This is a genomic window from Spiractinospora alimapuensis, from assembly GCF_018437505.1.
In the GTDB taxonomy this organism is placed as follows: Bacteria; Actinomycetota; Actinomycetes; order Streptosporangiales; family Streptosporangiaceae; genus Spiractinospora; species Spiractinospora alimapuensis.
The window spans coordinates 4,662,823-4,675,620 of record NZ_CP072467.1 but is presented as its reverse complement, the minus strand read 5'-3'; the positions used below and the strand labels follow the sequence as shown (position 1 = coordinate 4,675,620).

Annotated in this window: 12 protein-coding genes and 1 tRNA gene; 3 read left to right on the top strand and 10 right to left on the bottom strand. The window is 69.6% G+C overall.

Translation table 11 applies throughout. The annotated features are described in order from the left end of the window. The first annotated feature begins 69 nt into the window (after window positions 1-69). Both J4H86_RS21960 and J4H86_RS21955 read left to right on the top strand, forming a co-directional pair. Window positions 70-1,161: an LLM class flavin-dependent oxidoreductase gene (locus J4H86_RS21960; protein ID WP_236539923.1), complete on the top strand. Its 1,092-nt coding sequence runs from the start codon at window positions 70-72 to the stop codon at window positions 1,159-1,161. Beyond that, window positions 1,158-1,754: an FMN reductase gene (locus tag J4H86_RS21955; protein ID WP_236539921.1), complete on the top strand. Its 597-nt coding sequence runs from the start codon at window positions 1,158-1,160 to the stop codon at window positions 1,752-1,754. The genes J4H86_RS21960 and J4H86_RS21955 overlap by 4 nt, the downstream gene beginning before the upstream one ends. 90 nt (window positions 1,755-1,844) lie before the next feature. On the opposite strand, the gene J4H86_RS21950 is transcribed toward J4H86_RS21955, so the two are convergent. The 8 genes from J4H86_RS21950 to eno form a co-directional block, all read right to left on the bottom strand. Further along, window positions 1,845-2,246: a nuclear transport factor 2 family protein gene (locus J4H86_RS21950; protein WP_236539919.1), complete on the bottom strand. Its 402-nt coding sequence runs from the start codon at window positions 2,244-2,246 to the stop codon at window positions 1,845-1,847. 136 nt (window positions 2,247-2,382) lie between these two features. After that, entirely contained in the window at window positions 2,383-3,366 is a 984-nt protein-coding gene (locus J4H86_RS21945; RefSeq protein WP_236539917.1) for a zinc-dependent alcohol dehydrogenase family protein, read from the bottom strand. Between the two features lie 466 nt (window positions 3,367-3,832). Beyond that, a tRNA-Leu gene (locus J4H86_RS21940) sits at window positions 3,833-3,906 on the bottom strand. A gap of 143 nt (window positions 3,907-4,049) precedes the next feature. Further along, window positions 4,050-5,435, bottom strand: a complete 1,386-nt coding sequence (locus tag J4H86_RS21935) for an NAD(P)/FAD-dependent oxidoreductase (RefSeq protein ID WP_236539916.1) — start codon at window positions 5,433-5,435, stop codon at window positions 4,050-4,052. Between the two features lie 313 nt (window positions 5,436-5,748). Further along, a complete protein-coding gene (locus J4H86_RS21930) occupies window positions 5,749-6,720 on the bottom strand; it encodes a Ppx/GppA phosphatase family protein (RefSeq protein ID WP_330932444.1) in 972 nt (323 codons plus the stop codon). Window positions 6,721-6,722: 2 nt separating this feature from the next. Beyond that, window positions 6,723-7,256, bottom strand: a complete 534-nt coding sequence (locus J4H86_RS21925; RefSeq protein WP_236539912.1) for a DUF501 domain-containing protein — start codon at window positions 7,254-7,256, stop codon at window positions 6,723-6,725. Window positions 7,257-7,381: 125 nt separating this feature from the next. Continuing rightward, window positions 7,382-7,795, bottom strand: a complete 414-nt coding sequence (locus J4H86_RS21920) for an FtsB family cell division protein (RefSeq protein ID WP_236539910.1) — start codon at window positions 7,793-7,795, stop codon at window positions 7,382-7,384. A gap of 67 nt (window positions 7,796-7,862) precedes the next feature. Beyond that, window positions 7,863-9,146, bottom strand: a complete 1,284-nt coding sequence (gene eno, locus J4H86_RS21915; RefSeq protein WP_236539908.1) for a phosphopyruvate hydratase — start codon at window positions 9,144-9,146, stop codon at window positions 7,863-7,865. Window positions 9,147-9,329: 183 nt separating this feature from the next. Between eno and J4H86_RS21910 the strand changes: the two genes are divergently transcribed. Beyond that, window positions 9,330-10,256, top strand: a complete 927-nt coding sequence (locus J4H86_RS21910; protein WP_236539905.1) for a sulfite exporter TauE/SafE family protein — start codon at window positions 9,330-9,332, stop codon at window positions 10,254-10,256. A 999-nt stretch (window positions 10,257-11,255) separates the two neighbouring features. Here the strand turns inward: J4H86_RS21910 and mazG are convergent. Next, on the bottom strand, window positions 11,256-11,999 hold the full coding sequence (gene mazG / locus J4H86_RS21900; protein ID WP_236544130.1) for a nucleoside triphosphate pyrophosphohydrolase: 744 nt from the start codon (window positions 11,997-11,999) through the stop codon (window positions 11,256-11,258). 7 nt (window positions 12,000-12,006) lie between these two features. Then, window positions 12,007-12,771 (bottom strand): SurA N-terminal domain-containing protein, encoded by a 765-nt coding sequence (locus J4H86_RS21895; protein ID WP_236539904.1) that lies wholly within the window; start codon window positions 12,769-12,771, stop codon window positions 12,007-12,009. Between the last annotated feature and the right edge of the window lie 27 nt (window positions 12,772-12,798).

Here is a 12,798-nt window from a genome sequence, read left to right as displayed (position 1 = left end):
TGGAATAGCGTGGTCATACTGGACGTTCACCGGTTTAGTTGACGATTAAACTACTGGGTGGAGGATGGCATGCAGTTCGGTGTCTTCACCGTCGGGGACGTCACGCAGGACCCGACGAACGGCCGCACGCCGAGCGAGCACGAGCGGATCTCGGCGATGGTCGCGATCGCGCTCAAGGCCGAGGAGGTGGGCTTGGACGTCTTCGCGACGGGTGAGCACCACAACCCGCCGTTCGTTCCGTCCTCGCCGACCACCATGCTCGGCTACGTCGCCGCACGGACCAAGAAGCTCATCCTGTCGACGTCCACCACCCTGATCACCACGAACGACCCGGTGAAGATCGCCGAGGACTTCGCGATGTTGCAGCACCTCGCGGATGGTCGAGTCGACGTGATGATGGGGCGGGGGAACACGCCGCCGGTCTACCCGTGGTTCGGCCAGGACATCCGACAGGGAATCCCGCTCGCCGTGGAGAACTACAACCTGCTCCACCGACTGTGGCGCGAGGACGTCGTGGACTGGGAGGGCAAGTTCCGCACGCCGTTGCAGGGCTTCACCTCCACACCGCGCCCGCTGGACGGCGTCCCGCCGTTCGTGTGGCACGGCTCGATCCGCAGTCCCCAGATCGCCGAGCAGGCCGCGTACTACGGTGACGGGTTCTTCCACAACCACATCTTCTGGCCCAAGCACCACACCCGGCAGATGGTGAACCTGTACCGGCAGCGCTACGAGCACCATGGGCACGGCTCGGCCGACCAGGCGATCGTGGGCCTGGGCGGTCAGGTGTTCATGCGGCCCAGCTCCCAGGACGCCGTCAAGGAGTTCCGGCCGTACTTCGACAACGCTCCCGTCTACGGCGGAGGGCCGTCCCTGGAGGAGTTCTCCGCGCAGACCCCACTCACCGTCGGCTCGCCGCAGCAGGTCATCGAACGCACGCTCGGCTTCCGCGAATACGTGGGCGACTACCAGCGTCAGCTCTTCCTCATGGACCACGCCGGTCTGCCGCTGAAGACCGTGCTGGAACAACTGGACATCCTGGGCGAGGAGGTCGTACCGGTCCTGCGCAAGGAGTTCGCGGCGCTCAAGCCCGCCCACGTTCCCGACGCGCCGACCCACCAGTCCCTGCTCGCCACCCGCACACAGGAGGAGACCACAGCATGACCAGTGTTGTCGTGATCACGGCGGGCCTGTCCCAGCCGTCGAGCACACGACTGCTCGCCGACCGCCTGGGCTCGGCCACGCACACGCAGTTGGGGGCCGACGCGAGCGTGGAGGTCGTGGAGTTGCGGGAACTCGCCCACGACATCACCGACCGCCTGCTCACCGGGTTCCCCAGCGAGCGGCTGGGCGAGGTCCTCGCGAAGGTCGAGGCGGCGGACGGGGTGATCCTGGTGTCGCCGACCTTCGCCGCGTCCTACAGCGGGTTGTTCAAGTCCTTCATGGACATCCTCGACCCGGACTCCCTGGAGGCGAAGCCGGTGCTGCTCGCGGCGACCGGCGGGAGCGAGCGTCATTCGCTCGTGCTGGAGTACGCCATGCGGCCGCTCCTGGCCTACCTCCGCGCGGCTCCGGTGCCGACCGCGATCTACGCCGCGAGCGCGGACTGGGGCAGCGACCCCGAGCTCGCCGAGCGGATCACCCGGGCGGCGGGAGAACTGGTGGCCGCCATCCGGCGCCAACCGACCCCGCGGCGCCCGGACCCGTTCGCCGACGTCGTGCCCTTCGAGCAGCTCCTGCGAGACAGCGGCCAGTAGGCGACGCCATCAACGACGTGTGCCCCGCGCCGGCCGGCGCGGGGCACACGTGTGCGCGGGCTTCACGTTGCCCGGTCAACATAGGACTCGCTAGGACTCCGCCATGTTGGACAGTTGGATGTTCGCGATCATCCAGCCGGACTCCCGCCGGAGCAGCACCAACGTCGCCCGGAGGCGGGCCGGGTTGTGGTAGCCACGCCACCAGGTGTCCTGGTCCTGCACCCCGATGACGATGGCCGTCGTGTTGTCGTAGACACGGATGTCCGGGTCCTGGAACGCGAAGCTGTCGTTGGTCAGGTCGCCCGACCGGTAGCGGTCCAGCCACTGGTCGCGGTCGAGCCGGAACCCCAACGGGCCGATGCCCGGGAACCCCGGGGCGATGATCCGGTCCAGGGCGTCGGCGTCCCCGGCTCGTTCCGCGTTGACCCATTCGTCGACGACGGCCGCCACCTCGGCTTCGACCGACGCCGTCCCGATTCCACCTGTCGTCATGCTCTACGCCTCCCCCAACGCTGAGGCTGACTGTGCGCTGTCCCTGCTTTCACCCCGGGCAGGTCAAGGGAAACCCTCCCCGCGGCACCAGAATGGGAATGGTGGACGGGGCCGCCGGGACGCGCCGACGCGGCGGTCAGTCGAGATCGAGCAGGACCTTGCCCCGACGCTCCGGTGACTCCTGCCGGCGCAGCGCCGCGGTCACCTCGGTGAGGGGGAACCGGCTGTCGACCTCGGACCGGGCCACACCGGTCGCGACCAGGTCCTGCGCGGTGGCCAGCACCGACGCGACCTGGGCACGGGGAGCGGAGTGGACCCAGTCGCGCAGTCGGAACGGCTCCACCCGGACGCCGGAGTCGGGCTGGTGCAGCCAGACCGGGAGCGGTACCCCGGAGAGCAGGCCGTAGTGCACCAGCCGCCCGCCCGGACGCAGGAAACCCGCGAGTCGCCCCGCCACCTCGCCGCCCACGGCGTCCAGGACGACGTCGACCGGCCGACCGTCCGTCGCGGCCATGAGCCGTGCGCTGACGTCGCCTTCGTCGGTGGCGACCACCGCCCGCACCCGGGAGTCCAGCGCCGCGACGGAGGCGGGCCGACGCACCACGGCGATCGGTTCGATGTCCATCTCGTTCAGCATCCGCAGCAGCATCCGCCCGATCCCGGACGCGGCCGCGTCGACCACAACGCTGGAGCCCGGCGCCACCGGGGAGTCACCGTGGAGCATCAGCCACGCGGTGACCGGGTTGACGTAGCTCGTCGCGGCCTGCTCCACGTCCAGCCGGTCGGAGACCGGAAAGCACCACCGCGCGGGCAGCACCTTGTGCGTTGCCCACGTCCCCGACGTGCCGATCGGCAGCACCCGATCCCCCACCGAGACAGGACCCCCGCCGTGGCCGGCGGCGACGACGGTCCCGACCCCCTCGAAACCCGGGCGAAACGGCAGGGAGGTCCGCGACGGGTACGCCCCGGAGATCGTGATGAGGTCCGACGGGTTGACGACACTGACACCCATCCGCACGACGACCTCGCCCGCCCCCGGCCTCGGCACCGGTTCCGCCTCGAGCCCGACCACGTCCGCTGCCACACCAAACGCCCGCACGATCGCGGCGACGGCATCCAATGGGCGTACTCCTGAAGGTCGAACCAGGGGTCATACTCTACGGTCCCACCAGACGGGCGTCGCGGCGCGCGGCCACCCCGCCCCGCACGACCACATGCGTGGTGAGAGCCCCGTGACTCTTCCCCCCCACCGGGCGTCCCCCCGCGTCCATGCGGGAGGGGCTCCGCTCAGCCGCCACGCGGGCGGCGGCCTCGCGAGCGCCGCCGAAGAGGCCCCGTCGCCACGCCGCCGACCCAGGTCGTGTCCACTGAGTTCTCTTGGGCGCGCCCGTGTGACCGCGTGCGAACGTCTTCACAGCGCTGGCCAGGCGAGACGCACCGCATGACGACACCGATGGTGATCGGGCCACGAAACGTGGCCTTACAGCGGGAAGACGGCCATGCGGGGCATGACCGTCGAGGAACGGAGCGCGGGTCGTCGAAGCCGACACCCGCACTCGCGTGACGTGGCGCGGTGAGGCTGACCGTGCCCCCGGTCGGACTCGAACCGACACTTGTGACCCTTTTAGGGGGCCTGCCTCTTCCATTGGGCTACGAGGGCCCGATCATCATACCGATCTTGCGTCACGGGTTGACGAAGCACCCCGCACGGAAGGGTTCCACTGTGGTAAAGACAACTGTGTGTTCGGATGACTACGGCGGGTTCGGGCAGCGTTCGCCGTCCTCCCCCGCCGACGGGTGTACCTACCGGGGCAGCAGTTGTCCGTCCTCCACCACCGGCTGGGCCGCCTCCTCGAAGGGCTGACGTGGATCACTCAGCTCGGGGAGCGCGGCGACGTCCCGACGGAGGAACATTCCCAGCGTCCAGTCGGTGAGGACCCGGAGCTTGCGGCCGAAGGTCGGCAGTGCGGACAGGTGGTAGCCACGGTGGGCGTACCAGGCGAGACGCCCAGTGAGCTTGATGCCGCCGAGCATCTGTGCCGCGCCCTTGTGCAGCCCGAGCCCGGCGACGGCCCCCAGATTCTTGTGGCTGTAGGGCGTGAGCCGGCCACCACGAAGGGTGGCCACGATGTTGTCGGACAGCACCTTCGCCTGCCGCACGGCGTTCTGCGCGTTCGGCGGGTAGTAGGTTCCCGGCTGGTCCAGGACCGGCACCTGGGCGTTGTCCCCGGCGGCGAACGCCTTGGTGGTGTCGCGGATGGTGAGGAACTCCGTGGTGTCCACGTGCCCGCGCGGGCCGCGTGGCAGGTCACTGGCCTCGACGATGGGGCTGGGCTTGACGCCGGCCGTCCACACGAGGGTCGCCGCGTCGAACTCGGTGCCGTCGGAGAGCACCATGTGCTGGTCGACGGCGGACTCCAGACGAGTGGAGAGACGCACGTCGATACCCCGGAGCCGTAGCTGGTTCAGGGTCTTGCGCCCCACCTCGGGCCCCACCTCGGGCAGGATCTGGTCGGCCGCCTCGACGAGGTAGAAGTGCAGGTCGTCGATTCCGATGGACGGGTAGAAGCGGGTGGCGTCGCGGGCCATGTCCTCGAGCTCGGCGATGGCTTCGGCGCCGGCGAACCCGCCTCCGACGAACACGAAGTTCAGGGCCTTCTTGCGCAGCGCCGGGTCCTCGGCCGAGTCGGCGATCGCGAGCTGCTGCAGGACGTGGTTACGGAGGTAGGTGGCCTCGGTGATCGTCTTGATGCCGATCCCCCACTCCGAGAGTCCCGGAACGGGCAGGGTGCGCGACACCGCGCCGGCGGCCATGACGATGTAGTCGTAGGCGATCTCTCGGTTCGCCCCCGCCTCGGGTTCGAACTCGACGACGCCACGTTCGTGGTTGATGCGGACCACGCGACCAGTGAGCACCTTGACGCGCTTGAGCACCTTGCGCAGCGGCACCACGATGTGACGGGGCTGGATGCTTCCCGCAGCCGCCTCCGGAAGGAACGGCTGGTAGGTCATGTACGAGCTGGGGTCGACGACCGTGATCCGCGCTTCCCCCGCGCCCAGCTTGCGCTGAAGGCGCAGCGCGGTGGTCATTCCCAGGTATCCCCCACCGACGATCAGGATGTGTGGGATGCGTGCGGCCTCGTCGCCACCAGGGACGACTCGGTAGTTCCTCTCCTGGGTTGCGCTCATCTGCGTCAGTCCTCCTGCGTCGCAGACCCACCCCGACCGGGGTCGTGAATATTCGAAGAATTTTCTCGAACGTCACGTTGGGCCCTAGTTCCGGGAAGAATTTTGGTCTGGCTTCCCGAACATCCAATGGCAGACCTGCCATCCTCGCTTGTGCATTCTTTCACAAGCTCATGCCGCGAGGAAAGACCGCATCAAGTGGTTTAGACCATAATATGCCAGCCGGACACGCCGTTTGGCCAGGTCAGAGACCTGTTTATGTGATCTGCGCGGCGACTGCGGTGACCCGGCTCACGCTGAGTGAGCGGGCACGGGCTCAGACGTGGAGCAGGCTGAACGCGACGCCGTCGAGGATGTCGTGCTCGCTCGCCACGAACTCCCCCGCCTTGGTCCGTTCCACGGTGCGCTGCAGGATCAGCGCCCCTGCCCCGATCACGTCGACTCGTCCCGGGTGCATGACCCCCAGCGCGGCGCGCTGGTCCCGTGGCATCGCCAACAGTTCCTCGGCGATGGAGCGCGTGCGGTCCACGGAGACCCGCGCGTGGTGGATCTCCTCGGGGTCGTAGGCCGGCAGGTCCAGGGCGATCCCCGCGACCGTGGTGGCGGTCCCGGCCACGCACACCACCGTACGGGCCTCGCCCAGTGGAACGACCTGGGACACCTCGTCCAGTGCGGCGTCGACGTCGGCGGTGGCGGCGGCGATCTCCGCCGCCGAAGGCGGGTCCTCGCGCAGGTGACGTTCGGTCATGCGCACACAACCGATGTTGACCGAGCGTGACGCCCGCACGATCGTGTCGGCGTCGTCGGAGTGCTGCCCGAGGACGAACTCCGTCGACCCGCCGCCGATGTCGACCACGAGGAAGGGCCGCTGGAAGTCGTGCGTGGCCTCCAGTTCGGCCGTGGCACCGAGGAAGGTCAGCTCGGCTTCCTCCTCACCGGTGATCACTTCCGGATCGACGCCGAGGATGTCACGAACACCGCGGATGAGCTGGTCCCGATTGGACACGTCGCGACTCGCGCTGGTGGCGACCATCCGCACCCCGGCGCTGGAACGCTCCACACCGTGCGCGTCGATCACGGTGGCGAACTCGCGCAGCGCCGCGAACGTTCGCTCCAGGGCCTCGGGAGCGAACGCTCCCGTCCGGTCGACCCCCTGGCCCAACCGCACGATCTCCATCCGGCGCACCAAGTCGACCAGGGTGAGGTCCTCGCTCTCCCCGTCCACCTGCTGCGTGATGAGAAGCCGAATCGAGTTGGTGCCGAGGTCGATCGCTGCGACGGGATCCATCTTCACTCCTCAGTCCCGGCCTCGGTGCCGTCCTCGTCGGACGAGGCGACACAAGGACCGTCAGTCCACCACGGTTCCAGCATGTCCAGAGCCTCGCGACCCAGGGGGTTCTCCCCCGGGGCGGCCAGCTCGTGGGCGACCAGCGCGTGCAGGCACTTCACGCGGGTCGGCATTCCACCCGTGGTCTGCATACCCGGTGGGAGGGGTTCGATTCCGTCCTCCGCGGCGAGCTGATCCCGGTCGGCGCGGTAGGACTCGTGCGCCTTGCCGTAGGCCTCGCGAAGCTCCGGGTCGGTCGCCAGGCGCTCGGTCATCTCCCGCATCACACCGTTGGCTTCCAACCGCCCGATCGCGGAGGCCGCCCGCGGGCACGTCAGGTAGTAGAGCGTCGGAAACGGGGTGCCGTCCTCCAACCGCGGCGCTGTCCGCACGACGTCCGGCTGCCCACAGGGACACCGGTGCGCGACGCCCCGTACCCCCCGCGGCGGCCGCCCCAACTGCGTGTGGATCGCGGCCACATCCTCTGCTGTCGTCACTCCGGCGAGGCTACCAGCAGTCCGGTCCCACACCTGATCAAATGCGCGGGACGCGCCAAACCCGACGGAAGGGACGGGACGCCGCGCCGCCGGCGCTGGCACGGTACGTGAAACCGCCTCGCCCGTCAGCGGGGGAGGGGTTGGGCGTCGGGGATGCCGTCCACGGGGGCGTCGGTGGTGTCGGCCTCGCCGACGGAACGCCAGAGCCGGGCGAACCAGGTCTCGGCGGAGTCGCCGTCCTGGACCTGGTCTCCGGTGTCCTCACTGTTCTCGTCGACCACGACGTAGACGTTCTCGCCCGGGTACTGGTAGTAGAGCCGGGTCCGGGCCTCCTGTTCGACGTGTTCGTCGGAGGTCAGGTCCTCTCGGCGCTGCTCCAGGTCGGCGACGCTGTCCTCCAAATGCGCCCGTGTCTCCTGGAGCTGGGCGATCTCCGACCGCTGCGCGATGTACTCGCGCAGCGGGTAGGCGAGGCTGAGCGTCACCGCGCACAGCACGAGGGCGAGGATGGCGGCCCGGCTCGTCAGTGCCGGTCGCACCCGCTCCTGGCCCGGTCCCGCCCGGCGAGCCGGGCGGGATGGTCGCGTCTCACGCTGTGCCACTCGCTCAGCCGTCCGCCTGGAAGCGGGGGAAGGCACGGGCGCCGACATAGTCGCCGGCGTCGTCGAGCTGTTCCTCGATCCGCAGCAGACGGTTGTACTTCGCGACGCGCTCACTGCGCGCCGGGGCTCCCGTCTTGATCTGACCAGCGTTCGTGGCCACCGCGAGGTCGGCGATGGTGGTGTCCTCGGTCTCGCCGGAACGGTGGCTGATCATGCACTCGAAGCCGCTGCGGTGCGCCAGGTGCACCGCGTCCAGCGTCTCCGACAGGGTGCCGATCTGGTTGAGCTTCACCAGCAGGGCGTTGGCGGCCCCTTCGGTGATGCCGCGCTCCAGCCGCTCGGGGTTGGTGACGAAGAGATCGTCGCCGACGATCTGCACGCGGTCGCCGAGCTGGTCGGTGAGGTGCTTCCAGCCCTCCCAGTCCTCTTCGAACAGGGGGTCCTCCAGCGACACCAGCGGGTAGGCGTCCAGGAGTTCGCCGTAGTAGGCGGTCATCTCCTCGGCGCTGCGAGAACGGCCCTCGAACTGGTAGGCGCCGTTGTCGTAGAACTCGCTGGCCGCGGCGTCCACGGCGAGGGCGATGTCGCCGCCCGGGGTGAAGCCGGCCTTCTGGATCGCCTCCACGATCACGTCCAGCGCGACGCGGTTGCTGTCCAGGTTCGGGGCGAACCCGCCCTCGTCGCCGACGCCGGTGGACAGGCCGTGCCCCTTCAGGACGCCCTTCAACGCGTGGTAGACCTCGGTCCCCCAGCGCAGCGCCTCCGCGAAGGTCTCGGCACCGATCGGCGCGACCATGAACTCCTGGATGGCGACGTTGGTGTCCGCGTGGGCACCACCGTTGAGGATGTTCATCATCGGCACCGGCAGCCAGTGGGCGTTGGGGCCACCCAGGTAGCGGTAGAGGGGCAGCTCCGCCGACTGCGCGGCGGCGCGGGCCACCGCGAGAGAGACGCCCAGAGTGGCGTTCGCACCCAGGCGGGACTTGTCGGCGGTCCCGTCCAGGTCGATCAGGGTCTGGTCGACCAGACGCTGCTCGTCCGGCTCGGCGCCCAGCAGCGCGGGCTGGATCTCGTCCTCGACCGCGGTGACCGCCTTCTCGACGCCCTTGCCGCCGTAGCGCTCGCCGCCGTCACGCAGCTCGACGGCTTCGAATTTCCCGGTGGAGGCACCGCTGGGAACCGCGGAACGAACATCCGTCCCGTCGTCCAGCTCGACTTCCACCTCAATCGTCGGATTACCGCGGGAGTCCAGGATCTCCCGGGCAGTCACACTCTCGATCGACGGCACCGTTGTACTCCTCAGTTCTGTGGAAGGGGGTGACCTCGACCCCGACTCACTGCCGCCGGAGCCACCGGCCCTTGCCCGAGCATCGCATGTGGCGTGCCAAGGTGAGCCTATCGACACAGGGCGCACCCGTCGTCCCGGTACATTTCCCACACGTGTCCGCTCGTGGGCGGGGTCCCGTCGTTGGTGGCCGGAGAGAACCAGGAGGAGCGCGTGCAGGGCTTGGTGGTGCTGGGAATCCTCGGCTTTCTCGCACAGCTCGTCAACAGCAGCCTGGGCATGGGGTACGGCGTCACGTCCACGTCATTCCTGCTGGCCATCGGTACGGTGCCGGCCCTGGCGTCGGCGACGGTGAACCTGTCCCAGGTCGGCTCCCAAGCGGTGTCGGCGCTCGCGCACTGGCGGTTCGGGAACGTGGACTGGCGGGTGGTGCGCGGCGTGGCGGTCAGTGGGGCGCTCGGGGCCTTCGGCGGGGCGTTCTTCCTGAGCTGGCTGTCGACGGAGGCCGCACGGCCTCTCATGACGACCATCCTGTTGGTGCTCGGCTGCTACGTCCTGGTCCGGTTCACGGTCTGGGGACCGCCCAAGGACATGGTCGGACGGGTGCTCGCCCATCGGTTCCTCGCACCACTGGGGTTCGTCGGGGGTTTCATGAACTCCACTGGTGGTGGAGGGTGGGGCCCCATCGGGACGTCGGCGCTGCTCGCCACCGGACGGCTGGAACCGCGCAAGGTCGTGGGATCGATCAGCGTCGCGGAGTTCGTCGTCGTGCTCGCCGGCAGTGCGGGTTTCGCGTTCGGTCTGGGCCTGGGCAGCGTGAACATGGGCTGGGTCGGCGCGCTGCTGCTCGGCGGAGTGGTCGCCGCGCCGATCGCGGCGTGGTTGGCGCACCGGATCCCCGGACGCATGCTCGGCCCTCTGGTCGGCGGTCTCATCCTCACGACGAACGCGCACAACGTGATGCGCATGGAGGCCTTCACGATGCGCGCCCCCACACAACTCGCCGTCTACGCGGTGCTCCTCCTGGCATGGGGCGCGGCGGTGCTGTGGTCCACCCGGGAACACCTGCGACACCAACGGGACACCGAGCCGGCACGGTCCCCGGCCGCCTGACGGGCCCGAGGCGTGTGGACACGCGGCGCCTGTGAGCCGGCTCGGGGCCGTCGTGTCCGCCTCCGGCCAAGGACGCTCCGGCGGGTCGCCGCTCACCGTCACCACTGCCCTGAGTGCATGCCCCGTAGCCCCGACTCCCCCAACCCCCGTATACCGCGCAACGCACAGATCCAGGCCGTCCGACCGGCGTGATTCGATCCGTCCGCCGACGCGCATCGCCGCCATGACCGGATGAACCACTTCGCCACCTGGACGAATATGGCGCTTCGACCCCTGTGCGGCGTGGTGCCGCCGCTTCCGGCCAGAGCCGCCCAGCTCCGCGCGCTCCACAACGCGGATAATGGCCACGGCCCGATCCGTCGCGCCCCGGTCGAACCCGTGCCAGGGACTCACCCACGGCGGACACGGATCTCCACACCGCAGTCCCATCCCCGGCCGGATTCGGCCGGACGGAGCGGACGACGATTCCACCGACGAACACGGCCGAGACAGCGCGCCCCTGGGCGTGCGTGAGGGAACGCGGGTCGTGGCCGTCCGCGCGTGCGCGGGCGTCGAGGCCACGGGCGGCGGCGCGCAGGTCCATCTCCGGGTCGAATCCGGCCCGGCGTTCCGCGGCGACGGCGTCGAAGAGGGCGGCACCGGTGCCGTCGCCGCCGGCGATGCCGAAGGAAACGCCGCCAACGCCCCGACTCCGCGCGGTCCCCACTTGTCCGACCACGGCCACTCAGCCCCGCGCGATCCAGTGCTCACGCCACTGGACGTGCGTGAAAGCACGCGGCTCGTGACCGTCCACACGTGCGCGGGCCTTGGCCCCACTGACGCTGGGCGTCGTCGAAGAGGGTGGCACCGGTGTCATCGCCGCCTGCGATGAGGTCATCAGGGATCCCGTTACGCCCGGCACTTCCGCAGCTCGCGTGCGAGCAGGAGCGCCAGTTGGCCGAAGGGAACGCCGCCAACGCCCCGACTCCGCGCGGTCCCCACTTGTCCGACCACGGCCACTCAGCCTCGCGCGCTCCAGTACTCGCGCCACTGGGCGTGCGTGAGGGAACGCGGGTCGTGGCCGTCCGCGCGTGCGCGGGTCTCGGCCGCGCGGACGCGGGTGTCGAAGCCACGGGCCGCGGCGCGCAGGTCCATCTCCGGGTCGAATCCGGCCCGGCGTTCCGCGGCGACGGCGTCGAAGAGGGCGGCACCGGTGTCGTCTCCACCGGCGATGAGGTCCTCGGGGATCCCGTTACGCGCGGCGCGCTTCTGTAGCTCGTAGGCGAGCAGCGCCGCCGGTTGGCCGAAGGGGACACCGGCGACGACGGAGGCGTCCTCCTCGCCCTTGGCGGCGCGTTCGGCGGCCTTGATCGTCTCCCAGTTCGCGCGAACGTCGTCGACCCCCTCGACCTGGGTCTCGGCGAAGACGTGGGGGTGGCGCCGCACCAGCTTCGCGACGATCGCCGCGGCGACGTCGTCGATGGTGAAGCCGTCGTCGCGTTCCTGGGCGACGCGCGCGTGGAACACGACCTGCAGCAGGACGTCGCCCAGTTCCTCCCGCAGCGTCGCGGGGTCACCGTGTTCGATGGCCTCGACGGCCTCGTAGGCCTCCTCGACCAGGTACTTGGCGAGAGTCTCGTGGGTCTGTTCGGCGTCCCACGGGCACTTCACGCGCAAGGTGTCCATGACCCGCACCAGGTCCAGCAGGCGTGCCCCCAGCTCGGGCTGGTCGTCCGACGGCGGACGGGCCGAGGTCGCGGGCATCGACTCGTCACTCACCGCTGGCTCCCTGGAGCTCCATCATGTCCTCGAACGGGTTGCCCGTGTCCACGGCCTCGTCGGGGTCCCAGCCGGCCGTCGTGGACGCGCTCGCGCCCTGGTGCATCCCCAGGGTCTGCTCGTCGAACACGCCGTACCGCCCGCTCACGTCGACGTCGGTGACGTCCATCTGCTCCTCGACGCGGGTGGAGATGCGCTGCTGCACCTCCTGGCCACGCGTCTGCGGCCAGAGCTGCTGCATATTGAACTCAACGAACTCCTCCAGTTCGTCGCCGTCCAACCCTTGAAGGGTGCCCTGCTCCCGAACCTGGGACTCCACTTCGGCCTGGAGCTGCGCTTCCTCGTCGGCGGGCAGCATCGCCGTCATGAGGATCTGGAACTTGGCGAACTCGTCCACCGAGTCGGGGCCGATCCCGTTGGCGGCCAGGGCCTGGGGACCACCCAGCTCGTCGACCTTCGCGTCCAGGGCGTCCTGGCTGACGTCGATCCCGTCGTCCTCCGCGATGGCGTCGAGGAGCCGCTCGGCCACCCATCCGCCGACGGTGCCGGCCGCGATGGCGGTCCGGTCCTCCTCGGTGAGATCCATCCCGTCAGGGAGGGTCTCGGAAAGGTCCTGGATCTCCGAACGCACCTCGTCGTGGGTGAGCCGGTCGTCGCCGACGACGGCGACGGCGCCCGCCTGCTGCGGGGAACATCCCGCGATCGCGATCAGGACGGCCGCTCCCAAGGAGCCACAGACAGCGGCGGAGACACGCACGATTGAACGACCCTTCTCACGGCGACA

Bases quoted from the DNA above. Each gene is read 5' to 3' on its own strand.
- J4H86_RS21950 (WP_236539919.1), bottom strand. From the start codon at position 2,246: ATGACGACAGGTGGAATCGGGACGGCGTCGGTCGAAGCCGAGGTGGCG.
- J4H86_RS21935 (WP_236539916.1), bottom strand. From the start codon at position 5,435: ATGAGCGCAACCCAGGAGAGGAACTACCGAGTCGTCCCTGGTGGCGAC.
- mazG (WP_236544130.1), bottom strand. From the start codon at position 11,999: ATGCCCGCGACCTCGGCCCGTCCGCCGTCGGACGACCAGCCCGAGCTG.
- J4H86_RS21930 (WP_330932444.1), bottom strand. From the start codon at position 6,720: ATGGATCCCGTCGCAGCGATCGACCTCGGCACCAACTCGATTCGGCTT.
- J4H86_RS21955 (WP_236539921.1), top strand. From the start codon at position 1,158: ATGACCAGTGTTGTCGTGATCACGGCGGGCCTGTCCCAGCCGTCGAGC.
- J4H86_RS21960 (WP_236539923.1), top strand. From the start codon at position 70: ATGCAGTTCGGTGTCTTCACCGTCGGGGACGTCACGCAGGACCCGACG.